The sequence below is a fragment of the Stenotrophomonas muris genome (genome assembly GCF_052751275.1).
Genome location: NZ_CP199879.1, coordinates 1,125,527 through 1,146,726, shown reverse-complemented (window position 1 = coordinate 1,146,726; position 21,200 = coordinate 1,125,527). Strand labels below are relative to the sequence as shown.

Annotated in this window: 19 protein-coding genes; 10 read left to right on the top strand and 9 right to left on the bottom strand. The window is 68.7% G+C overall.

The window, feature by feature from the left end; translation table 11 throughout:
* The first annotated feature begins 2 nt into the window (after positions 1-2).
* The 6 genes from ACUVWL_RS05115 (at position 3) to ACUVWL_RS05090 (ending at position 6,255) form a co-directional block, all read left to right on the top strand.
* Positions 3-959: a type II secretion system F family protein gene (locus ACUVWL_RS05115; RefSeq protein WP_445978878.1), complete on the top strand. Its 957-nt coding sequence runs from the start codon at positions 3-5 to the stop codon at positions 957-959.
* Between the two features lie 28 nt (positions 960-987).
* Entirely contained in the window at positions 988-1,923 is a 936-nt protein-coding gene (locus tag ACUVWL_RS05110) for a type II secretion system F family protein (RefSeq protein WP_014647461.1), read from the top strand.
* Positions 1,923-2,813, top strand: coding sequence for a Flp pilus assembly protein TadD (locus tag ACUVWL_RS05105; protein WP_032962555.1), 891 nt, complete (start codon positions 1,923-1,925; stop codon positions 2,811-2,813). Before ACUVWL_RS05110 ends, ACUVWL_RS05105 begins: the two co-directional genes overlap by 1 nt.
* On the top strand, positions 2,810-3,280 hold the full coding sequence (locus ACUVWL_RS05100) for a DUF3613 domain-containing protein (RefSeq protein WP_075077222.1): 471 nt from the start codon (positions 2,810-2,812) through the stop codon (positions 3,278-3,280). The genes ACUVWL_RS05105 and ACUVWL_RS05100 overlap by 4 nt, the downstream gene beginning before the upstream one ends.
* An 8-nt stretch (positions 3,281-3,288) precedes the next feature.
* On the top strand, positions 3,289-5,439 hold the full coding sequence (locus ACUVWL_RS05095) for a TadG family pilus assembly protein (RefSeq protein ID WP_445978877.1): 2,151 nt from the start codon (positions 3,289-3,291) through the stop codon (positions 5,437-5,439).
* Between the two features lie 105 nt (positions 5,440-5,544).
* Complete coding sequence (locus ACUVWL_RS05090; protein WP_014647465.1) at positions 5,545-6,255, top strand: DUF2968 domain-containing protein; 711 nt, start codon at positions 5,545-5,547, stop codon at positions 6,253-6,255.
* A 75-nt stretch (positions 6,256-6,330) separates the two neighbouring features.
* On the opposite strand, the gene ACUVWL_RS05085 is transcribed toward ACUVWL_RS05090, so the two are convergent.
* The gene (locus ACUVWL_RS05085; protein WP_014647466.1) at positions 6,331-6,717 is read right to left on the bottom strand and encodes a hypothetical protein; all 387 of its coding nucleotides are present in this window, start codon (positions 6,715-6,717) and stop codon (positions 6,331-6,333) included.
* 186 nt (positions 6,718-6,903) lie between these two features.
* On the opposite strand from ACUVWL_RS05085, the gene ACUVWL_RS05080 reads away from it, so the two are divergent.
* Complete coding sequence (locus ACUVWL_RS05080; RefSeq protein WP_014647467.1) at positions 6,904-7,728, top strand: alpha/beta fold hydrolase; 825 nt, start codon at positions 6,904-6,906, stop codon at positions 7,726-7,728.
* Between the two features lie 114 nt (positions 7,729-7,842).
* Here ACUVWL_RS05080 and ACUVWL_RS05075 read toward each other — a convergent pair whose 3' ends face one another.
* From ACUVWL_RS05075 to ACUVWL_RS05045, 7 genes are all read right to left on the bottom strand, one after another.
* Positions 7,843-9,489, bottom strand: a complete 1,647-nt coding sequence (locus ACUVWL_RS05075; protein ID WP_049420754.1) for an MFS transporter — start codon at positions 9,487-9,489, stop codon at positions 7,843-7,845.
* Entirely contained in the window at positions 9,483-10,766 is a 1,284-nt protein-coding gene (locus ACUVWL_RS05070; RefSeq protein ID WP_445978876.1) for an alginate export family protein, read from the bottom strand. The genes ACUVWL_RS05075 and ACUVWL_RS05070 overlap by 7 nt, the downstream gene beginning before the upstream one ends.
* Positions 10,745-12,592, bottom strand: a complete 1,848-nt coding sequence (locus tag ACUVWL_RS05065; protein ID WP_180835401.1) for an amidohydrolase — start codon at positions 12,590-12,592, stop codon at positions 10,745-10,747. The genes ACUVWL_RS05070 and ACUVWL_RS05065 overlap by 22 nt, the downstream gene beginning before the upstream one ends.
* A gap of 119 nt (positions 12,593-12,711) precedes the next feature.
* The gene (locus ACUVWL_RS05060; RefSeq protein ID WP_288495276.1) at positions 12,712-13,137 is read right to left on the bottom strand and encodes a DoxX family protein; all 426 of its coding nucleotides are present in this window, start codon (positions 13,135-13,137) and stop codon (positions 12,712-12,714) included.
* 2 nt (positions 13,138-13,139) lie between these two features.
* Complete coding sequence (locus ACUVWL_RS05055) at positions 13,140-13,796, bottom strand: hydrolase (protein ID WP_014647472.1); 657 nt, start codon at positions 13,794-13,796, stop codon at positions 13,140-13,142.
* A complete protein-coding gene (locus tag ACUVWL_RS05050) occupies positions 13,793-14,209 on the bottom strand; it encodes a helix-turn-helix transcriptional regulator (RefSeq protein WP_445978875.1) in 417 nt (138 codons plus the stop codon). The genes ACUVWL_RS05055 and ACUVWL_RS05050 overlap by 4 nt, the downstream gene beginning before the upstream one ends.
* Before the next feature lie 77 nt (positions 14,210-14,286).
* Positions 14,287-14,619, bottom strand: a complete 333-nt coding sequence (locus tag ACUVWL_RS05045) for a hypothetical protein (protein ID WP_046431144.1) — start codon at positions 14,617-14,619, stop codon at positions 14,287-14,289.
* Between the two features lie 95 nt (positions 14,620-14,714).
* Between ACUVWL_RS05045 and ACUVWL_RS05040 the strand changes: the two genes are divergently transcribed.
* Positions 14,715-17,744 carry a sensor histidine kinase gene (locus ACUVWL_RS05040; RefSeq protein WP_445978874.1) on the top strand — a complete coding sequence of 1,010 codons (3,030 nt, stop codon included), beginning with the start codon at positions 14,715-14,717 and terminating at the stop codon, positions 17,742-17,744.
* On the top strand, positions 17,737-18,390 hold the full coding sequence (locus ACUVWL_RS05035; RefSeq protein ID WP_014647476.1) for a response regulator: 654 nt from the start codon (positions 17,737-17,739) through the stop codon (positions 18,388-18,390). The genes ACUVWL_RS05040 and ACUVWL_RS05035 overlap by 8 nt, the downstream gene beginning before the upstream one ends.
* A 537-nt stretch (positions 18,391-18,927) precedes the next feature.
* Here ACUVWL_RS05035 and ACUVWL_RS05030 read toward each other — a convergent pair.
* On the bottom strand, positions 18,928-20,118 hold the full coding sequence (locus ACUVWL_RS05030; RefSeq protein ID WP_445978873.1) for an MFS transporter: 1,191 nt from the start codon (positions 20,116-20,118) through the stop codon (positions 18,928-18,930).
* Positions 20,119-20,211: 93 nt separating this feature from the next.
* Between ACUVWL_RS05030 and ACUVWL_RS05025 the strand changes: the two genes are divergently transcribed.
* A complete protein-coding gene (locus ACUVWL_RS05025) occupies positions 20,212-21,141 on the top strand; it encodes a LysR family transcriptional regulator (RefSeq protein WP_445978872.1) in 930 nt (309 codons plus the stop codon).
* Positions 21,142-21,200: the final 59 nt, after the last annotated feature.

The following is a 21,200-nucleotide window of genomic DNA, read 5'->3' as shown; positions in this document are numbered from 1 at the left end:
ACATGGGCACCGACCTGCTGCTGGGCGTGTTGAGCATCATCTCGGTGCTGCTGGCGCTGGCCGTCTGGCTGTGGGGTACCGCCAGCAGCCGTGAACAGCGCCAGGCCTCGCTGCAGCACACCGAGCAGCAGCTGGCACGCGGCAGCACGGCCGGTGCGGTGCCGGCCGGGCCTGCCGTTGCGGCGGCGAACGATTCGGCCCGCCCCGCCAGCAGTGGGAGCCGCGCATTACCCTGGGATGGCGTCCTGCAGCGCGCCGGCCTGCAGCCGGGCTGGAAGCTGCCACTGATGCTGCTGGTACCGGGACTGGTGCTTGCGGTCGTGGCGGCGGTGCGGCTGGGCACGGCCTGGATGTTTCCGCTGACCCTTCTGCTGTACCTGCTGGGCTGCTGGCTGTGGGTGATGCGCCGGATCACGAGACTGCGCGCGCAGCTGCTGCACCAGATGCCGGACTTCCTCGACAACCTGGTCCGCCTCACCGCGCTGGGCAACAGCCTGCAGGCCGCGTTCCAGGTGTCTTCGATGCAGACCAGCGCGCCACTGCGCGGCCTGCTGGACACCACGGTGCGCTATGCGCGCAGCGGCATGGAGCTGGATCGTGCATTGAGCCTGGCCGCACAGCCGTACCGGATGGACGTGCTGAAGGTGCTGGCGGTGGTGATCGGGGTGAGCGTGCGCATCGGCGGGCGCGCCGACCAGATCCTGCAGCGCATGGGTGATTTCATGCGCGACCTGGAGCAAGCCCAGCAGGAGCTGGCCGCCACCACCTCGGAAACCCGCATGTCGGCCTGGGTATTGGGGCTGCTGCCACCGGCCAGTGCGGTGCTGATGGCGATCTCCAGCCCGGCGTTCTTCCAGCCGGTGCTGCATGACCCGCTCGGCCACAGGATCCTGCTGATCGCACTGGGCCTGGAACTGCTCGGGGCGTTGCTGCTGTACCGCCTGGCCAAATCGCTATGACCGCCCGCAGCTACCCGGGAGGTGCCCGATGAGCGCCAGCGCCTGGTTCGCCCTTTCGCTGCTGGTGCTGGCAGCGGGCGTCGCCCTGCTCGGCATTGCCGGCTGGGTGCGCAGCCATCGCGAGCACCGCACCTCGGCCGCGCTGAAGACCGCCCTGCAGCCGCGCGAGGAAGCCCGCGACACCGAGGCCACGCGCCGCGACTCGCTGGGCTGGCTCGAGCGCTTCGGGCGCTCGCTCAGTGGTGGCCGCCTGGAGGCCGCGCTGCTGGCCAACGAGGACAGGCTGCTGCTGGACCTGGCCGGCTGGAACACGCGCCGCGGCACCGCCATCTATCTCGGCCTGCGCCTGTTGCTTGCGTTGCTGGTGCTGGCGCTGGCGCTGGCGTTCAGCAGCGCGCACGGTCTGGCCAGGGTGATGGTGGTGATCGGTGCGCTGGCGGCCGGGCTGCTGCTGCCCAAGTTCGTGCTGTCGTCGTGGGTCAAGCGCCGCCGCCGCGCGGTCGAGAACGAACTGCCCTTGCTGATCGATCTGCTGCGCCTGCTGCAGGGCGTGGGCTTCAGCATGGACCAGAGCCTGCAGACGCTGGGCGACAAGCTGCGCGATGCGTTGCCGGTACTGGGCGGCGAACTGCAGGAAGCCAACGTGGCCTACACCCACGGCCGCACCCGCGCGCAGTCACTGCGGCGCTTGAGCGAGGTCTACGCCGATGACGACCTGGCCAGCCTGATGCAGCTGATCCTGCAGGTGCATGCGCACGGCGGCGCCGTGCAGGAACCGCTGCGCCAGTTCAGCATCCGCCTGCGCGAGCAGCGCCGCAACACGTTGAAGGAAAAGGTCGGCAAGCTCTCGGTGAAGATGACCGTGGTGATGATGCTGACCCTGTTGCCGGCACTGATGCTGGTGCTTGCCGGTCCAGCGCTGGTCGCGCTGGCCACCACCATGTCCAAGATGGGATCGCCCTGATGCCTGCCCTGCGCACCCCCTGCCTGCTGCTTGCCGTCGCCCTCGCCACCCTGGCCAGTGGCTGCGCATCGACCACGCCGAAGTACGTGCGGGCGCCCAGCCTTGCGCCGCCGGAGCCCGATCCGCAGGACAGCCGCAACACCTATCTGGAGCTGATCGAGCGCATGCAGCAGCAGGGCGCCTGGTATGCCTCGCTCGCCCACGTGGAGGCCTTCCGCCAACGCTATGGTGATCGCCCCGCCCTGCGCCTGCTGCAGGCCGACGCCCTGCGCGAGACTGGCCAGAGCGACGCAGCGGTCGCGCTGTATCGCGAGCTGTCCAGCGGGCCGCAGGCCGCTGCGGCCGCCCACGGCCTGGGCCTGATCGCTGCACGCCGCGATGACGACGCCGGCAGCGAACAGGCGCTGGCGCGCGCCACGCAACTGCAGCCCTTGAACACCGACTACCTGGGCGACCTGGGTTATGCGCGGCTGCGCGCCGGCCAGTTCGACCAGGCGCGCGAGCCGCTGGCCAAGGCCCTGGAACTGTCGCCAGGCAACGCCAAGGCCACGGCCAATCTCGCACTGTGGGCGCTCCTGCGCGGCGACCAGGCCACCGCGGAGCGCCTGGCGGCACAGGCCAACCTCAACGACGAAACGCGCCGCAGCATCCAGCAGCAGGCCCAGCAGATCCGCACGCGCCTGCAGCAGCGGCAGGCGGCGGCCGCCGTCAACGCCCCTGCGCCTGCGTCCGCGGCCAGCAGCGAACACGGCGCCCGTGCGTCGGGCAGCACCCGGCTGGCAGCCGAACCACGCCGCGAAGCACGTGACGAGCGCGATCCGCAGCGCCTGCCACCGTCGATGCTGGAACGCTTCAGCACCACCGAACACCCGACCGGAAGCACACCATGACTGCGATGCGCCTGACCCGACGCCTGTTGCCCGTGCTGTCCTGCCTGCTTGCTGCCGGTGCCGTGCAGGCCCAGCAACAGCCATTGACCGGACAGATGCTAGGTGGCCCCTTGCCGTCGGCACCGGCCGCAGCACCGATGCAGGCCGAGCCGCTTCCCACCGTGGAGCTGGCCGCACCCGCCGCATCCGCGGCGGTGGCAGCGGTGGCAGCGGTGCCACCGGCACTCCCCGCAACCGACGGTGCCCCGCCGGCAACACCGCGTGCGCGCCTGCAGAGCGGCGAAGCCACCCGCAACCTGTTCCGCCTGCAGGCGTCGGGACAGCAGGCCGGCCAGCGCCTGCCGATCCTGGGTGACCAGGCCACCCTGAGTTATGCGCGTTACCTGAAGAGCTTTGAACACGAGATCCCGGACTTCTTTGAGACCGATGTTGCCCGGTCCAAGGATGCCTCCTCCTCCGGACGCTGAGGTAGGCCATGAAACGCCCACGCCAGTTCAGTTTCGGCCGCGCACGCGGCGGCATGTCGGTCACCATGATGCTGGTCATGCTGGCCTTGCTGGCGATGCTGGGCCTGATCGAGATCGGCTATCTGTTCTGGGCCAAGCGCGATGCGCAGAAGGTTGCCGATCTGGCCGCACTGGCCGGCGCGCAGCGACTGGAGTTGTGCAGCGCGGACAACAGCGACAACAGCGCCGCCCGGCAAAGCGCACTGGCCCAGAACAGGTTCGCAGGCACCTTGCAGGTCCGCTGCGGCAACTGGAGTGCCAGCCGCGGTACCAGCAACCGTTTCGTCACCAGCGTTGATGCCAGCAACCCGCGCAATGCGGTGCAGGTGATCGCCGAGCGCAGCGTGCTGCCCTTCTTCGGCCAGAACACCAGCCTGCCGACCGTCAGCGTGCAGGCGGTCGCCCGCCGCTCGGAGCCCACGGCGGTGTTCGCGGTGGGCTCGCAGCTGCTGCGCACCAATGGCGATTCCGTACTGCTGTCGACCCTGCGCCTGGTCGGCCTGGATGTCAGCAGTGCCACGGTGCTGTCCTATGACGGTCTGGCGCAGGCCAACGTCACCCCATCCGGCCTGCTGAAGGCACTCAACATCCCGGTGAGCGCCAACCTCAGCGTGGCCGATTTCAACCGCCTGCTGTCGGTCAACAAGATCTCGCTGGCGCAACTGGTCGATGCCACCGCCACCGTGGTCGGCCGTGACTCGACGGTGGGCGTGCAGCTGCGCGCCCTGTCCGACCTGGTCGCCACCCAGCTGGACATCAACAAGCTCAACATCGTGCTCGGCAGCCAGGCCGGCGGCGGCGGGCTGTTCGCGGAAGTTGTCTCACCCGACGGCACCGTCGGCAGCGCACTGGAATCGAAGATCAACGTGCTCAACCTGATCAGCACCGCCATCTCCATCGCCAACGATGGCAACGGCGTGACGATCAAGGGGCTGGACCTGCTGGGCATCAACATCCAGGGCGGCGTGGTCGAGCCGCCGTCGATCGCCATCGGCGGCGTCGGCACCCGCGCCTACAATGCGCAGGTGCGGCTGATGGTGGACGTGGACAGCAACAACCTGTTCGCGCTTGGGCCGCTGCTGAACCTGCTCGGCACGCGCCTGCACCTGCCGCTGCACGTCGACGTGGCCAACGGCATGGGTACCCTGACCGGCATCCAGTGCGGCGGCAGTCCCCCCAAGGCCACCATCCAGGTCGATTCCTCGGTGCTGCGTGCCTGCGTCGGCAACGTCGACCCCGCACAGCGATTCTCCAAGGCCAATGTCTGCGACGCCACGCTGCAGAACGAACAGCTGTTGAAGCTGCTGGGACAGCCGCTGATCAACGACAGGATCACCCTGCCCGCCCTCACCGGCTCACAGAACCTGACCCTGGCTGCGGGCGAGACCGGCTCGACCCGGATCAATCCGCTCGCGATCGGTGACGCAGTGTCGAGCCTGGTCAACGAGCTGCTGCGGGTGCTGTCGGGCATGCTCAGCTCGCCCAAGCAGGGCATGAGTGCCAACGACACGGCCAAGGCGCTGGCCGATCGTTACCTGCAGGCGGCCTTTCCCACTGGCGGACGCTACAACGTCGACCAGGTCATCCCGCTGCTGCGCGATGGCGATCCGGCACGCAACCTCGCCCCGCTGGGCAACTGGACGGTGAAGAATGGCGTCCCCAAGCCCTGCCTGCTGGGCCTGACCACCTGCTGGGAAGACGGTTCGGTGTGGACCGGTTACAGGACGACCGTCACCGGCCAGGGCCTGGGCCTGCTCGATGGCCTGCTCGGCTCGCTGGTCGGCGGCCTGCTGATCAACCGCTGCGACAGCCTGCTCGGCAACCTGATCGACTACAACGGCTGCGTGCGCAACAACCTGGCGTCGTACATCCAGACCGCGCCGGCGGGTTTCCTCGATGGCGCCAGTGGCAGCGGCGTCGCCAACCCGGACGGAAGCGTCAGCTGCAGCGGCCTGCTGTGCACCGTGCTGAAGCCGATCCTGGCAGCACTGCGACCGGTGCTCAACAGTGTCGGCACTCTGCTGACCAACCTGCTGGCCAGCGTGCTGGGCCTGGAACTGGGCCGGACCGACGTCAACGTGCAGTCGATCCAGTGCAGCGCGGCACAGCTGGTCTATTGAAATCGCGCCGTGACCGCCGCCCTTGGCGGCGCCCGCGCCCATGCTAGACTCCCGGCGGGGAACCACCTTCATCTCAACCCACACTCATCCGTGGATGGTCTAGACATGCGAGAAACTTCAGGGGGCGCGGTCTTCGCCCGGCACGCGCGCAACGCAGCAGTGCTGGCCGTGGCCATGATGCTGGTGGCACCGGCGGCGATGGCCGCGCGTGGCGACCGCGAGGCTGCAGCCGAACCGGCGCGCAGCGCGCCGGTGGTGCGCAATACCGTGGACGAGCTCAAGCAGTTGATGGATTCGCGCCAGCTGACCGAGCTGCGCACCACCTACAACGGCAACTACGGCGCCAGCCTGCTGTTCAACGCCAATACCCTGACCTACTACGTCGCCCTGTTCCAGGAGAAGAACTTCTGGCGGGTGATCAAGACCGATGCGGTGGACAACGCCGAACGTGTCTACCGCACCTTCGCGCAGCAGTCCGAGCAGCTGGCCCAGGTCTACATCGACACCACGCGCCTGGAAGCCGGCAAGCGCTACACCGAGCGCCTGGTGGCCTACAACGAAGAACGCCTGCGCACCCTGCAGCAGGAAATGGAACAGCAGCAGGCACAGTCGGCGCAGGTCAGCGCCGCCCTGCAGCAGGCCCAGCAGCAGGCAGTCAGCCTCAGCACCGATGTGCAGAGCACCAACAGCCAGCTGGACGCCCTGCAGCGCCGCATCCAGATCCTGCAGGCCGAACAGGGCAACCCGGAGTTGAGCCTGCCCAAGCCGGACAGCGTGCCCTCGCCGGCACCGGCCGCCACCAGCGACGGCCGCTGAGAGCTGCACTCACGGCATTGCACACGACGGCGCCCCAGGGCGCCGTTGTTGTTTTCGGCGCTTCAGTGCACCACTTCACTGGCAGGCGTCGTAGACCGCGTCATCCAGCTGCCGGCGCTGCACGAAATCCAACCGCCGACGTTTGAGCAGCGCCTGTCCGCGCTGGCGGCGCACACGCTCGCAGGCCGCCGCATCCGTACTGATCGTGATCAATGCGCCCTGCGCCCGGACGGCACGACGCGGGCGACGCGACGGCTTCGATGGCGTGACTGCGGGAACCACCGCCCCACGGGACAATGACTGCTCCGCCGGGACATCCCAGCGCCACGCCGCCCGGCCCTGGCAGGGTGTCTGCTGGTAGACCGGATGCGGTCCATCCACGCATTTGTAGACATTGGTCTGAGCCGGCGCGGCCATCGGCAACAGCAGGCACAACAGCAGGGACCATCGCGTGGCGGGCATCCGGGCATTCCACAGGCGGGCTGCGGACATCCTCGGCGCGCGACTCGGGTCCCGCCAGAGCGATATGCGTCACATCCTCTGCAATCCAGCACAGCGGTGCAAGTCCGTCGCCGGCACCTGCGCTGTACTGCCGAAGGCACCGGCAGCCTGCCGGTGCCTTCCCTCCCTTCCGCCAAGGAACCTGCAATGAGCAACTTCGTCACCGTCGCCGACGGCGCCCGCATCTTCTACAAGGATTGGGGCAACGGCCAGCCGATCGTGTTCGCCCACGGCTGGCCGCTGTCGTCCGATGCCTGGGACCCGCAGATGCTGTTCATGGGCCAGAACGGTTACCGCGTGATCGCCCACGACCGCCGCAGCCACGGCCGTTCCAGCCAGACCTGGGACGGCAACAACATGGACACCTACGCCGACGATCTGGCTGCAGTGATCGAGGCGCTGGACCTGAAGGACGCGATCCTGGTCGGCCATTCCACCGGCGGCGGCGAAGTGGCCCACTACATCGGCCGCCACGGCAGCACGCGCGTGGCCAAGGTGGTGCTGGTCGGCGCCGTGCCGCCGCTGATGCTCAAGACCGCCGGCAACCCGGCCGGCACCCCGCTGGAGGTCTTCGACGGCATCCGCAAGGGCACCGGCGGCGACCGTTCGCAGTTCTTCAAGGACCTGACCACCCCGTTCTTCGGCGCCAACCGCGATGGCAACACGGTCACCCAGGGCATGCGTGATGCGTTCTGGCTGCAGGGCATGCTCGGTGGCGTCAAGGGCCAGTACGACTGCGTGCACGAATTCTCGGAAGTGGATTACACCGAAGACCTGAAGAAGATCGACGTGCCGGCACTGGTCGTGCACGGTGATGACGACCAGATCGTCCCGTTCGATGCCTCGGCCAAGCTCTCCTCGCAGATCATCAAGAATGCCGAACTGAAGGTATACGCCGGTGCCCCGCACGGCCTGACCATCACCCACGCCGAGCAGTTCAACGCCGACCTGTTGGCGTTCGCGCGCAGTTGATGCGCCGCGGCGGCACTGTAACGGTGCCGCCGCCCCTTCGATCGCAAAAAGGGGACGGAGGGGATTAAGTCGTTTGTGCACAAACGACTTAATCCCCTCCGTCCCCTTTTTTTGTCAGATGTCGTTGTGGTGATGCGGCACAGCGGCAGGCAGCGGGTCATGCCCACCCACGAAGTGGCGCACCACCGGCGCACGCTCACCGCGATGCAATCCGCGCAGCACTTCCTGGATCGCCCTGTCGTCGGCGGTGATGCGTTCGTGCTGGCGCAGGTGCTCCAGCCACGACGGGGTCACGAAATACTCCAGGTGGATGCCCGGGGTGGCCACATCCTCGACCACGCCCCAGACCACGGCGCCATCGCGGCGGCGGATGGTGCCCAGTGCGCGCATCTGCGCCTGGAACGCGGCGCGATCAGCATCGTCAATGCGGTACTCGATGGTCACCAGCACCGGGCCTCGATCATTGGATACCGGTACCGACAGTTCGGGGGCTGGCCAGTGCCCCGCCGGACGCAGGTTCAGGTCTTCGGTGCCGGCGATGCGCACGCGCCACACCAGCAACCCGCCGATGACCGCACCCGCGGCAGCCACCAGCAGGGCCAGCTCCGGCGAGGTGCGCTGAGCCAGTGCGCCCCAGCTCAGGCCGCCGGCGGCCATGCCGGCAGAGAACACCATGATGTACAGCGCCAGCGCACGCGCACGCACCCACGCCGGCACTGCGGTCTGCGCCGCGATCTGCAGCGACGACAGCACGGTGATCCAGGCAAAGCCATTGACCAGCATCACCAGCGGCAGCACGTACCAGCTTCGGGTCAGCGCCAGCCCGACCAGGCTCATGGCCAGCGACAGGGTCGCCAGCAGCACCAGCAGGTCGCGATCCAGCTGCGCGCGCAGCTTCGGCAGCAGCAGCGCCCCCCCCACCGCACCGATGCCGATGCAGCCGAGCAGCATGCCGTACTGGCCCGCCCCGCCCTGCATCTGCCCACGCACCACCACCGGCAGCAACGCATTCATCGCTGCGGCGAAGAAGAAGAAGCCGACCGACTTGATCAGCACCGCCTGCAACCGCCCGGCGCGGCTGGCATAGCGCAGGCCCGCTTTCAGGCCCGCACCGAAGCCTTCCGGCGGCAGGCTGGACTGCTTCGGGTCGCGCTTCCAGCCCCACACCACGAACAGCATCGCGGCGAAGGTGATGGCGTTGAAGCCGAAGGCCCAGACCGCACCGAGCTGGGCGACGATCACGCCGCCGATGGCCGGGCCGATCGAGCGCGCGATGTTGATGCCGATCGAGTTCAGCGCCACCGCCGAGGCCAGCATCGGCTGTGGCACCAGTTCGGACACGATAGCGGCCTGCGCCGGCATCGCCATCGCCGCACCGCAGCCCATGCAGAAGGTCAGCAGCACCAGCAGCTGCGGGGTCAGCATGTCCATCGCGGTCAGCGCCGCCATCACGGCGGCGACCAGCAGCATCCAGCCCTGGGTGGCCAGCAGGTACCTGCGGCGATCAACGATGTCGGCCAGGGTTCCGGCGGCCAGTGCCAGCAGCACGATCGGCACGGTGGTGGCCGACTGCACCAGGGCCACCATCAACGGCGAGCCGGTACGTTCGGCCATCACCCAGGCGGCGGCCACGTCGTTGACCCAGGTGCCGATGTTGCTGGCCAGGATCGCCAGCCAGATCGAGCGGAACATCTGGATCTTCAGTGGGGACCAGGCGCCTGCGGCCTGTGCGGGGGGTTGCGACGCGGTTGCGTTCACCATTGCCATGCTCCAACGATCGAGGCGAACAGCGTGTCCCGGCCGCCGGCCTGCTTCAGTGCAGGCCCGGCATCGACCCAGGCCAGCTGCAGCTGCCATTGCCAGTGTTCGCTGGCCTGCCAGCGGGTTTCGGATTTGTACTGCGTGCCGATGCGGCGCGCGCCGCCGGCGCTGCCCGGCAACGCCACCAGCGGTGCCGGCGTGGTGTAGACCGCATCGGCGCGACGATGCTTCCAGGCCACCTGTACGCCCAGTTCCGTGGTCAGCGCGTCGTGCAGGCGCAGTGTCAGGGTCGGCTGAACGTCCATCAGGTTGGCCGGGGCCAGCAGGCTGGCCTCGCTGAAATAGGCCGACTTCGGGAACAAGGCATTGAAGGTGCCCAGGCGGCCGTCGTGCAGATTGCCATCGCCACTGGCGATGTCGGCCTTCAGCCCCAGACGCGGCTGCAGCGGCAGGTCCGTCCAGCGCCACCCCGTATCGGTGGCCAGCGTCCAGGCGTGGATAGCGAGCGTGCCGGCGGTCGTTCGCAGTTCACCGCCCTGCGCCACCAGCTCGCTGTTCCAGTCCAGTGCACCAGCCTGGCCGAACCAGCGCGCGCCCAGGGTCTGCCGACGTTCGGTGCCGCTGCCGGCGGCAAAGCGCGCGCCGTCGCGACGGTAGTCCAGCAGGTACAGATCCCACTGTCCCGCGCCCCGCCCGCGTGCCGTGGTGGCATAGGCACCCCACAGGTGGGCGCCGTGTTCGCCGCGATCATCGAGGGCACCCGGTCGGTTCTCCAGCGGACGCAGCGCCATCAGTTCAAGCGTGCCGGATCTACCCTTCCAACCCACGCGCGCACCGTCGAACGCCAGGCGGATGTTCGGCCCATCGCGCACCGACAACAGCCGCAAGCTGCCATAGCCGGCTTCCTGCCGGCCGAGTTGCAGATGGAAGCCACCGCGCTGCCAGCGCCAGTACGCCTGCTGCACGTCCAGCGCGCTGCGGTCGGTGCGGCCGGGTCTACCTGCCTTGCCATTCTCGGCATGCACGCCCAGCTGCACCCGTGCCTGCCAGTTGTCCTCGACATACGTGGCCGACGCCAGTGCACGCAGCAGACCGTAGCCGTCTTCACTGCCGCCGATACCGAATCGGGCCGGGTCGTAGTACATGCCCCTGAAGCGCAGCGAGGCGTCCCCCTGCAGTTGCCCGGTGCCCATGTCGGTGCGGCGGCCGCCGTCGCAGGCCAGCCCCAGCGCTGGCGCGGCCAGCAGCGCCAGGCTCAGAAGGCGAAGCACGAGCATCCCATCGCGCCCCAGAAGGCGGTCAGGTCATCGGTGGGTGCCGCATGCCGGGCCGCATGCCCGTGCGCGCCGTGGGTGCTGCAGGCGACACCGTGATGGTGGCGATGGGCGGCGGCCAATCCGGTGGCAGCACCGCCGACGTGGTAGCCACCGAAGCGGTTGACCGGCGACCAGTCCGGCATCGCCGGCGGCAGCTGCGGCGCCAGGCCGGCGTAGTCGCCGTCGGCGTGCACGATGCGGCCGCCGACCACGGTCAGCAGGCTGGTGATGTCGGCGATCTGCGCGTCATCAACGCGGAAGAAGTCGGCCGAGAGCAGGATGAAATCAGCCAGCTGGCCAGCTTTCAGCGTGCCCTTCACCGCTTCGTCGCCGGAGAACCAGGCGCTGCCCTGGGTCCACAGGCGCAGCGCCTGTTCGCGCTCGAGCAGGTTCTCATCGCCATACAGGGCCAGCCCGCCCACGGTGCGCCCGGTCACCAGCCAGGACAACGCCACCCACGGGTTGTAGCTGGCCACGCGGGTGGCATCGGTACCGGCACCGACCGGCACGCCTTCGGCCAGCATGCGCTTGACCGGCGGCGTGTGCCGCGCCGCCTGCACACCATAGCGCTCGACGAAGGCTTCGCCCTGGTAGGCCATGCGGTGCTGCACGGCGATGCCGCCGCCCAGCGCGCGGATGCGTTCGATGTTGCGCGGGGTGATGGTCTCGGCGTGGTCGATGAACCAGTGCAGGCCATCGAACGGCACCTCGCGGTTGACCTGTTCGTACACATCGAGGATGCGGGTGATGCTCTCGTCATAGGTGGCGTGGATGCGGAACGGCCAACGCTTCTCGACCAGCAGTTTCACCACATCGTGCAGTTCCGGTTCCAGCTCAGGCGGCAGTTCCGGGCGCGGCTCGTTGAACAGCTCGAAGTCGGCCGCGGAGAACACCAGCATTTCGCCAGCGCCGTTGTGGCGCAGCAGGTCATCGCCCTGGCGCGGCTGCAGTATCTCGCTCCAGCCGCGGAAGTCGTCCACTTCCTTGCCCTTGTTCTGGGTAAACAGGTTGTAGGCGATGCGCACCGTCAGCTGGTCATCGCGATGCAGCTGCTCGATGACCTGGTAGTCCTCGGGGTAGTTCTGGAAACCGCCGCCAGCGTCGATCACCGAGGTGATGCCGAGCCGGTTCAGTTCGCGCATGAAGTGGCGCGTCGAGTTGGCCTGGTACTCGATCGGCAGGCGTGGCCCCTTGGCCAGCGTCGCATACAGGATCAGCGCGTTGGGCTTGGCCAGCAGCAGCCCGGTCGGGTTGCCCAGCGAGTCACGCACGATCTGCCCGCCCGGTGGATCCGGCGTGTCCTTGCTGTAGCCGCAGGCGCGCAGCGCGGCGCGGTTGAGCAGCGCGCGGTCATACAGGTGCAGCAGGAACACCGGCGTATCCGGCGCAATGTCGTTGAGCTCCTGCAGCGTCGGCAGGCGCTTCTCGTTGAACTGTGCGGCGGTGAAGCCACCGACCACGCGCACCCACTGCGGTGCCGGGGTGCGGTCGACCTGGGCCTTCAACATGTCCAGCGCGTCGCCCAGCGAGCGCAAACCGTCCCAGCGCAGCTCCAGGTTGTAGTTCAGGCCACCGCGGATCAGATGGGTATGGCTGTCGTTTAGGCCGGGCAGCAGGCGCCGGCCCTGCGCGTCGATCAGGGTCGCTTCATTGCCCCAGCCGCGCATGATCTCCTCATCGCTGCCGACAGCGACGATGCGGCCCTCCTGAACGGCCAGCGCCTGCGCGTGCGGCTGCTGCGGGTCGAGTGTGGTGATGCGGGCATTGCGGATGACCAGCGTGCTCATGCGACGCTCCTTGGAAGTGGAATCAAGTGCGGCAGCGGCGCGACCGGCCAGGCCGAGCGCAACCGCGGCACCGCTGGCCAGCACCACGTTGCGGCGGCCGTGGTCGAGGGGATCGTGACTCATGCGAAAGCTCCCGGAAGTCGTGGACCGTCCAGCGCCCAGGCCCCCGGCCCGGCCAGGGCGATGGCCAGCAGCACCGTGGCCCACATCAGCGGGTACTCACTGCCGCCGCGCATCCAGAACCAGCCCCTGGGCAAGGCCAACAGGACGGTGAAGCCGATGAAGGCAGCGGCGGCAAGCGCGGCGATGCGGGTCTGCCAGCCCAGCAGCACGGCCAGCCCGGACAGCACCTGCAGCAGGGACAACAGCAGCGGCAACGGCGCCACTGCCGGCAGCCCGAAACCGCGCAGCTCGGTGGCGAAGCCGGCCAGCCCCGGTCCGCCGAACCAGCCAAACAGCTTGCCCAGCGCGTGAGGCAGCAGGAAGCCGCCTGCCGCCACCCGCAGCATCAGCAGGGCCAGGTCGAGGCCGTGGCCGGCCAGCATGCTCAGTGCCCGCCTTCCTGCGCGCCGAACATGCGCTTGGCGTACTGGATGCCGATGCCATAGCCGCCGGCGTGGTCGCGGGCGATGCCGGTGGTCAGGTCGTAGGTTTCACCGCGTGCCCAGTCACGCTGCAGTTCAAGCAGGTACTGCACGCTGGTCATCGGCACCGCGCCGGCCTGCACCATCCGGGTGATCGCACGCTCGTGCGCTTCTTCGCTGACATCGCCACAGGCATCGGTGATCACGTGGACCTCGAAGCCCTGCGCCAGCGCCGACAGCGCCGGACCCACGATGCAGACACTGGTCCACAGGCCGGCAAGAACCAGCCGGCGCTTGCCGATGCGGTTGATCTCATCGATTACCGGCTGGTCTTCCCAGGTATTCATCGAAGTGCGGTCGAACACCGGCTGGCCCGGGAAGATCTGCGGCAGTTCCGGGAACATCGGGCCGGAGAATGACGTCTCGGCCACCGTGGTCAACACGACCGGCACGTTGAACCCCTTGGCCCCCTTGCTGATCAGCGACACGTTGTTGCGCAGCGCGGAGATGTCGATCGTGTGGGTAGCAAATGCCATCTGCGACTGGAAGTCGATCAGCACCAGGGCATGGTCGGTGGGCGACAGCAGGGCCGGGGCGGGCGTGGCGGTGGCAAGGCTCATGGGTGGACTCCGTGGGAAACATGATCAGGGGGAAGCAGCAGGGCCGCATCGCCGGCCCGATACTGGCCGGGGCTGCAGCCGGTCTCGGCGCGGAAGCTGCGGACGAAATGGCTCTGGTCGAAGAAGCCCAGCTGCTGGGCCAGGCACGCCATCGGCAACTGCGCGCCGGGCAGCAGTTGGCAGGCACGCTGGATGCGGCGGCGGCGCACGTAGCGCAGCGGGCTGGCACCGGTGCCACTACGGAACAGGCGCACCAGGTGGAAGCGGCTGACACAGGCAGCCCGCGCCAGCTCTGTCACCCGCAGCGGCTGCGACAGGTGCTCATCGACATAGCGCAGGGCGCGCTGCAGTGCGGCGGCCTGCTGCGGGGCAAGCGGGGTGGCGGACGGATCGGACGGACTGACGGTGGCCATGCGGGGCGCCGCGAGGGGGTGGCCCATGGTGCGTGGCCGGCGCACGATGCCCTACCCCCGTCGGTCGAGGCCGGCACCTACCCGAATGGGGGAGGCCGACGGCCGAGCAGGCGGCGCCCGAACAAGCGCGCATCCACCGAGTAGGCGCCCGGCCCCAGCATCAGCAGCGCCGCAGGCAACGCCACCAGCGGCCACGGTGCCTGCTGCGCGAACATGGTCGCGGCTGCCATCAGGGTCGCCAGCGGCGTCAACACGCCCAGCACGAGCATGGCCGCCGCCAGCCCGCACAGCACCGCCCCCCAACCAGCATGCGTGCCAGGCGCGCACAGCGCGGCGGCCAGGCACAGCCGCAGCCACAGCAGGCCGATGCCCGGACCGCGATCAGGGAACATCACGAACAGGCGCTGCATGGCGGGCTCCAGGGGTCATGCCGGCGTGATAGCCGACCACGGCGGCCACTGCCTACCCCGTTCGGGTCACCCCGGACTGCCCCGCACCTGCCAGAATGCGCGCCATGCGTGGCCGCCCCTTCCTGTTGCAACGTCACCTGCGGACGCTGCTGACCTGCCTGCTGCTGTTGACCGCCCTGCCCGCCCTTGCCGTGCAGCGCCCGCCGGTGAGCGGCGGGTTGCCCGATTACGAGCACACGGCCTGGCGCGTCGGCCAGGGCGCCCCCGGTGACATCTGGGACATCACCCAGGACCGCGATGGCCTGTTGTGGCTGGCCACCGGCTCAGGGCTGTACCGCTTCGACGGTCGTCGCTTTGAACGCCAGGCCGCTCCCGCGGGCAGCCATTTCCCGTCCACCAACATGGTCACCCTTGCGCGGGGCCGCGACGATGCACTGTGGATCGGCTACTTCCAGGCCGGCATCAGTCAGTTTGCGCGCGGCCAGCTGCACAACTACGGCCGCGACCAGGGCGTGCCGGTGGGTGTGGTGCCACACTTCAGCCAGGACCGTGACGGCCGGCTGTGGGCCGCGATCAATGGTGGACTACGCCAATTCACTGGCCAACGCTGGCAGCCGCTGCCCGCTGGCATGGGGGTGCCGGAACATCGCGTGCAATGGCTGCTGCACGACAGCCGCGGCACCTTCTGGGTACTGGCCGACCTGAAGATCTGGGTGCGCGCGGCCGGCCAGGCGGCCTTCAAGGACACCGGCATCGCCGTTTCGCAGATGGCGACGCTGGCCGAAAGTCCGCAGGGGGAAGTGTGGCTGGCCGACCGCGTGCGCGGTACGTCGCCGCTGGCCAACGTACGAGGCCTGCTGCCGGACAGCGAGCGCGAGGCACGGCGGTTGCCGGAGCTGGTGGCGGCGCGCCTGCAGTTCACTGCCGATGGCGCGCTGTGGGCAACGATGAGCCCGCATGGCGGTGTCGCCCGGGTCACCTTCGATGGCGACCGCGCCATACGCATGGAGCGCTTCGATTCGCCGCACGGGCTGACCGCCACCTCGGCCGTGCCGATCATCGTTGATCGCGAAGGCAATCTCTGGGTCGGCACCAATCTCGGCCTCAACCGCTTCCGCGCGCGCAGCGTGCACACGCTGGCGGTTGGTCCCAGTGATCCCTACCGCTCGCTGGTGCGGGCCAGCGATGGCCATGTGTATGGCTATGGCGAAGACCTCAAGCCCTACGACCTCGAGCGCACCCTGCTCGATGGCAGCGCCACGCAGCTGCAGGCCGCCGCGCGCCAGGCCGCTGCCCCGATCTGGCAGTTCGACTGGGTCAACCTTGCGCGCACCGTGGCCGGCCGCACCACGCGGATTCCGCTGCCTGCGCCGTTCACCGGGCAACCACTGCATGCCCTGCTGTTCCCCGACGACGAACAGGCCTGGGTCTGCACCGGCGAACGGGGGGTGCTGCACTACCAGCAGGGCCAGTGGCAACGCGAACGCCGCCTGCCCGAACAGGCCTGCTCGTCACTGGCGCTGGATGCCAACGGCCAGCTGCTGCTCGGCTATGCAGACGGCCGGCTGCGCCGCATGGGGGCGACGCAGATCGAAACCTTCGACGCCAGCCACGGCCTGTCGGTCGGGCCGATCACGGCGGTACTCGATCATCAGGACCTCCTGCTGGTAGCCGGCGAGGCCGGATTGGCCGTGCGCCCGGGCAATGGCCGGTTCGTTCAGGTGAGCACCGACATGGCCGGCGTCATGGAAGGCATCACCGGCATGGTGGCCGATGCGAATGGCTACCTCTGGCTCAATGGCAGTCGTGGCCTGGTCCGGCTCGGGAGCGATCAGCTGCGGCGCGCACTGCGCAGCCGGCAGCCGGTGACGCCCCGCCTGTTCGATGCGGTGGATGGCATGCCGGGCATCGCCCTGCAGAGCGGACCGATCTCCACCACCGCTCTGGCCAGCGATGGCCTGTTGTGGCTGGCCACCAACCAGGGCCTGGCCTGGCTGGACACCACCCGCTCGCACGTCAACACCATGGCGCCCAGCGTGCACATCGGCGACGTGCTGTATGGCAGTGAACACCAGCCACTGCGCGACGGCCTGCGCCTTCCGGCCGGCACCAGCCAATTGCAGATCGATTACGTGGCGCTGTCGTTGGCGCGCCCGGAGCGCAACCGCTACCGCTATCGCCTGTCCGGGGTCGACGACGGCTGGCAGGATGCCGGCAGCAGCACGCGCGCGTATTACACCAACCTCGCACCGGGCAATTACCGGTTCGAGGTGGAAGCCGCCAACGAAGACGGCATCTGGAGCACTGCACCCGCCAGCCGCACCTTCCGCATCGCCCCTACCTTCATGCAGACCCTGTGGTTCAAGCTGCTGTGCGCCGCCGCGGTGCTTGCGCTGCTGGTCCTGGCGGTGCGCATCCGCAGCGGGCAGCTGGCTGCACTGTTCCGTGCGCGCCTGCAGGAACGCCATGGCGAACGCGAACGCATTGCCCGCGACCTGCACGACACGCTGCTGCAGGGCAGCCAGGGCCTGATCCTGCGGCTGCACGCGATCAGCCAGTCGCCGCAGACCCCGGACAGGGTGCGCGGCCAGCTGGAATCGGCGATGCAGCTGGCCGAACGCAACCTGGCCGAGGGCCGGGAGCGGGTCAACGCACTGCGCGACGGTCCTTTCGCGGGCCGCGACCTCGCTTCGGCGCTGGCCGATGTTCACGCCGAATACGCCGGGCACGGCACCAATCCGCTGCGCCTGACTGTGGAAGGCGCAACACCACCGCTGCAGGCCGATGCCGCCGAGGAGGTGTTCCTGATCGGCCGCGAGGCCATCCGCAATGCACTGCGCCACGCCAATGCCAGCGCCATCGAGGTAGAGCTGTCCTACGGCGCGCGGTGCTTCCTGCTGCACGTGCGCGACGATGGCGTCGGCATCGCCGACGAAAATGCCGGGCATGGCCATTGGGGCCTGCAGGGCATGCGTGAGCGCGCGCAGCGCCTTGGCGCGGAGCTGCGGCTGTGGACCCGCCCCGGGCTGGGCACTGAAGTCGCGCTGGCGGTTCCCGCCCGTCGCCTATATCACCGCCGCCCATCGCGTTGGCGCTGGCCCTGGAGTAGAAGCCACCATGACTGAGTCCCCTGCCCCGATCGGCGTGCTGGTGGTCGACGACCACCCGCTGCTGCGTGACGGCCTGGCCGCGCTGCTGGGCGCCCATTCCGACCTGCGCCTGCTCGGCGAGGCCGCCGATGGCGAGGAAGCCATCGAGCGCTATCAGCAGCTGCAGCCGGACGTGGTGCTGATGGACCTGCAGATGCCACGCCTGGATGGTGTGGAAGCCATCGTGCGGATCCGCGCGATGGACCCGCGTGCGCGCATCATCGTGCTGACCACCTATCGCGGTGACGTGCGTGCGGTACGGGCGCTGCAGGCCGGCGCCAGTGCGTACCTGTTGAAGGACATGCTGCGCCACGAGCTGGTCGATACGATCCGCATGGTCGCTGGCGGCCGGCGCGCACCGATACCACCGGCAGTCGCTGCGAGCATTGCCGCACATGTGGTGGAGGACCGGTTGTCGCCGCGCGAGACCGAGGTGCTGCGGCATGTGGCCGGTGGCCTGTCGAACAAGCGCATCGGCGAGCGCATGCAGATTTCCGAGCAGACGGTGAAGGCGCACATGAAGAGCCTGATGGACAAGCTCGGGGTGGGTGATCGCACGCACGCGGTGACCCAGGCGCTGCGGCGCGGCATCATCAGCCTGGACGACAGCGGTCACGATTAGGGGGTTGTTCGGCAGGGCTTGCAGCCCTGCACCCGCTACGGGCTGGAGCAACAGCAACAGCAACAACTGAAGCAACAGCGGTTTCCTGTGGGCAGGCGGGGTGGGTCCGGTTGCGGGGGTCGCTGCAAGTACGTCCATGTAAGCTCGGTCGCCGCATCCATGCGGCTCACGCCCCCGCAACCGGACCCACCCCGCCTTCAACAGATCTCTGCGAGCTGTCGGGCATGGTTTTCTGTAGAGCCGAGCCATGCTCGGCTCAAATCGTTCCGATTTCGAGATATTCGATTTCGATGGAGATTCATCTACGCATGGCGTGGATCTACCAGATCGCGAGAATCTGTCAGAGGTGGGGCGGTGTCGGAGTGCGGGGTGTCAGCCGCATGGATGCGGCTGCCAAGCCTACACGGACGTACTTGCGGCGTCCCCGCATTCCGACACCGCCCCACCACCCCATGGAATCCACGCTGTTGATGTTGATGTTGCTGTGGCTCCGGCTTCCAGCAGGTGCAGGGCTGCAAGCCCTGCCGAACACCACCCCTACTTCAAACGCAGCAGCAGACTGCCGCCCGCGCACATCACCGCCAGCCAGGCCACGCCGTGCCACCCCCACTGGGCCAGCGCCAGGCTGCCCAGCGCACCGCCAGCGGCCATGCCGATGAACATGCCGGTGAACAGCAGCGCGTTGAGCCGGCTGCGTGCCGGCGGCACCAGGCCATAGACCAGCGTCTGGTGCGCCACCAGCGCCGACTGGAAACCGAAGTCGAACAGCAGCGCACTCACCACCAGCAGCGGCAGCAGCGCGGCGGCCGGCAGCCAGGCTTCGGCCAGCAGCAGGCCGAAGCCCAGCAGCGCCACCGCGATCGCCAACCGCGCCACGGCATGGCAACCCAGGCGATCAGCGAAACGTCCTGCGAACGGTGCGGCCAGCGCACCGGCCGCACCCGCAATACCGAACGCACCCGCCGCCGCACTGCCCAGGCCCAGGCGGGCATGCAGCATCAGCGCCAACGTCGACCAGAATGCGCTGAAGCCGACCGCCAGCAACGACTGGCTCGCCACCGCGCGGCGCAGCTGCGGCTGCTCGCGCCACAACGCCAGCAACGAGCCCAGCAACGCCGGATAGCGCAGCGTGCTGGTCGGTGCGAAACGCGGCAGCGCACGCGCCATCACTGCGCCCATCGCCGCCACCGATACCGCGGCCAGCACGAACTGCGTGCGCCAACCCCATGCCTCGGCCACCACGCCACTGACCACGCGCGACAGCAGGATGCCGAGCAGCAGGCCGGTCATTACCCGGCCGACGATCTGGCCGCGCTGTGCATCCGGCGCCAGCACCGCAGCGGCCGGCACGATGTCCTGCGCCAGCGTGGCCATCAACCCGACCAGCAGGCTGGCCATCAGCAGGCCCGGCAGGTGCCCGGCCATCGCTGCGGCGCCCAGTGCCAACGCCAGCAGCGCGGACTTCAACAGGATCAGGTGGCGGCGGTCGAAGCGGTCGCCCAACGGTGCCAGCAGCAGGATGCCCAGCGCGTAGCCGAGCTGGGTCAGGGTCGGCACCAGCCCGGCGGCGCGCTCACCTGCGCCAAGGTCCTGCGCGATCAGGCCCAGCATCGGCTGGCTGTAGTACAGCGAGGCGACCGAAAAGCCGGCGCCGGCCGCCATCGCCAGCACCAGCGGGGTGGAAGGCGCGTTCGCGGGTGCGACGACGGACAGCGAAGGGATAGACATGGGGGAGTCCGGTGGAGGAAGTGGGCGTATCCTGCCCGTATTCGCCGTGCGTCTGTAGTAGGCTCCTGCACATATACTTCATACGTGACACGCATGAATGACCTCGCCACCGGCGCCGATCGCCTGGATCTGCTGCGCACCTTCCTGCGCATCGTCGATGCCGGCAGCCTGTCTGCCGCCGCCGTGCAGCTGGGCACCACCCAGCCGACGGTCAGCCGGCGCCTTCAGGCACTGGAGCGGCAGCTCGGCCTGCGCCTGCTGCAGCGCTCCACCCATGGCCTGCAGCTGACCGAAGATGGCCTGCGCTGCCAGCGCCATGCGCAACGCGTGGTCGACGAATGGGAGTCGCTGCAGGCCGAACTGCACGGCGAACCGGAAACGCTGCGCGGACGCCTGCGGGTGATGGTGCCGCATGCCTTCGGCCAGGCGCAGCTGCTGCCGACCATGCTCGCGTTCCTCGCCCAGCACCCACAGCTGAGCCTGGAGTGGATCCTGGAAGATCGTCGCCCGGATTTCATCGCCGAAGGCATCGACTGCGCGGTGCGGGTGGGACCGGTCGACGAACCGCGCATGGTCGCACTGCCGCTCGCCGAAGTGCCGCGCATCGTCGTGGCAGCGCCCTCGCTGGTGCAGGCCACCGCGATCAGCACACCAGAACAGGCGCAGGCACTGCCGTGGATTTCACTGGTCACCTACTACCGCGAACGCCTGCTGCTGCATGACGCGCAGGGGCGTGCGCATACCCTTTCGATCAGCCCGCGCCTGCTCAGCGACAACCTGTTCGTGGTGCAACAGGCCGCATGTGCTGGGCTGGGTGCAGCGGTGGTCTCGGCCTGGCTGGTGGCCGGAGACCTCGCACAAGGGCGGCTGGTGCAGCTGCTGCCGGACTGGCAGGCGCCGGCGCTGCCGGTACACGTGGTATTTCCCACCGCGCGCCAGCAGCCGCCACGGCTGCGCGCCTTCATCGATGCGATGAAGGCCGCACTGCCGCAGCTGCACGGAATGCGGCCGGCACCGCGTTAGGTCACCGACCGCATAGAAGCCACAGGGTCGGATCCCTTCCCACGGGGAAGGGCTCTGAC

What these genes read in the sequence shown, in the direction of transcription:
- ACUVWL_RS05075 (WP_049420754.1), bottom strand. Translation starts at nt 9,489, where the DNA reads ATGGTGAACGCAACCGCGTCGCAACCCCCCGCACAGGCCGCAGGCGCC.
- ACUVWL_RS05025 (WP_445978872.1), top strand. Translation starts at nt 20,212, where the DNA reads ATGAATGACCTCGCCACCGGCGCCGATCGCCTGGATCTGCTGCGCACC.
- ACUVWL_RS05105 (WP_032962555.1), top strand. Translation starts at nt 1,923, where the DNA reads ATGCCTGCCCTGCGCACCCCCTGCCTGCTGCTTGCCGTCGCCCTCGCC.
- ACUVWL_RS05115 (WP_445978878.1), top strand. Translation starts at nt 3, where the DNA reads ATGGGCACCGACCTGCTGCTGGGCGTGTTGAGCATCATCTCGGTGCTG.
- ACUVWL_RS05055 (WP_014647472.1), bottom strand. Translation starts at nt 13,796, where the DNA reads ATGAGCCTTGCCACCGCCACGCCCGCCCCGGCCCTGCTGTCGCCCACC.
- ACUVWL_RS05110 (WP_014647461.1), top strand. Translation starts at nt 988, where the DNA reads ATGAGCGCCAGCGCCTGGTTCGCCCTTTCGCTGCTGGTGCTGGCAGCG.
- ACUVWL_RS05040 (WP_445978874.1), top strand. Translation starts at nt 14,715, where the DNA reads ATGCGCGCCATGCGTGGCCGCCCCTTCCTGTTGCAACGTCACCTGCGG.
- ACUVWL_RS05095 (WP_445978877.1), top strand. Translation starts at nt 3,289, where the DNA reads ATGAAACGCCCACGCCAGTTCAGTTTCGGCCGCGCACGCGGCGGCATG.
- ACUVWL_RS05030 (WP_445978873.1), bottom strand. Translation starts at nt 20,118, where the DNA reads ATGTCTATCCCTTCGCTGTCCGTCGTCGCACCCGCGAACGCGCCTTCC.
- ACUVWL_RS05080 (WP_014647467.1), top strand. Translation starts at nt 6,904, where the DNA reads ATGAGCAACTTCGTCACCGTCGCCGACGGCGCCCGCATCTTCTACAAG.
- ACUVWL_RS05045 (WP_046431144.1), bottom strand. Translation starts at nt 14,619, where the DNA reads ATGCAGCGCCTGTTCGTGATGTTCCCTGATCGCGGTCCGGGCATCGGC.
- ACUVWL_RS05060 (WP_288495276.1), bottom strand. Translation starts at nt 13,137, where the DNA reads ATGCTGGCCGGCCACGGCCTCGACCTGGCCCTGCTGATGCTGCGGGTG.
- ACUVWL_RS05065 (WP_180835401.1), bottom strand. Translation starts at nt 12,592, where the DNA reads ATGAGCACGCTGGTCATCCGCAATGCCCGCATCACCACACTCGACCCG.
- ACUVWL_RS05085 (WP_014647466.1), bottom strand. Translation starts at nt 6,717, where the DNA reads ATGCCCGCCACGCGATGGTCCCTGCTGTTGTGCCTGCTGTTGCCGATG.
- ACUVWL_RS05100 (WP_075077222.1), top strand. Translation starts at nt 2,810, where the DNA reads ATGACTGCGATGCGCCTGACCCGACGCCTGTTGCCCGTGCTGTCCTGC.
- ACUVWL_RS05090 (WP_014647465.1), top strand. Translation starts at nt 5,545, where the DNA reads ATGCGAGAAACTTCAGGGGGCGCGGTCTTCGCCCGGCACGCGCGCAAC.
- ACUVWL_RS05070 (WP_445978876.1), bottom strand. Translation starts at nt 10,766, where the DNA reads ATGCTCGTGCTTCGCCTTCTGAGCCTGGCGCTGCTGGCCGCGCCAGCG.
- ACUVWL_RS05035 (WP_014647476.1), top strand. Translation starts at nt 17,737, where the DNA reads ATGACTGAGTCCCCTGCCCCGATCGGCGTGCTGGTGGTCGACGACCAC.
- ACUVWL_RS05050 (WP_445978875.1), bottom strand. Translation starts at nt 14,209, where the DNA reads ATGGCCACCGTCAGTCCGTCCGATCCGTCCGCCACCCCGCTTGCCCCG.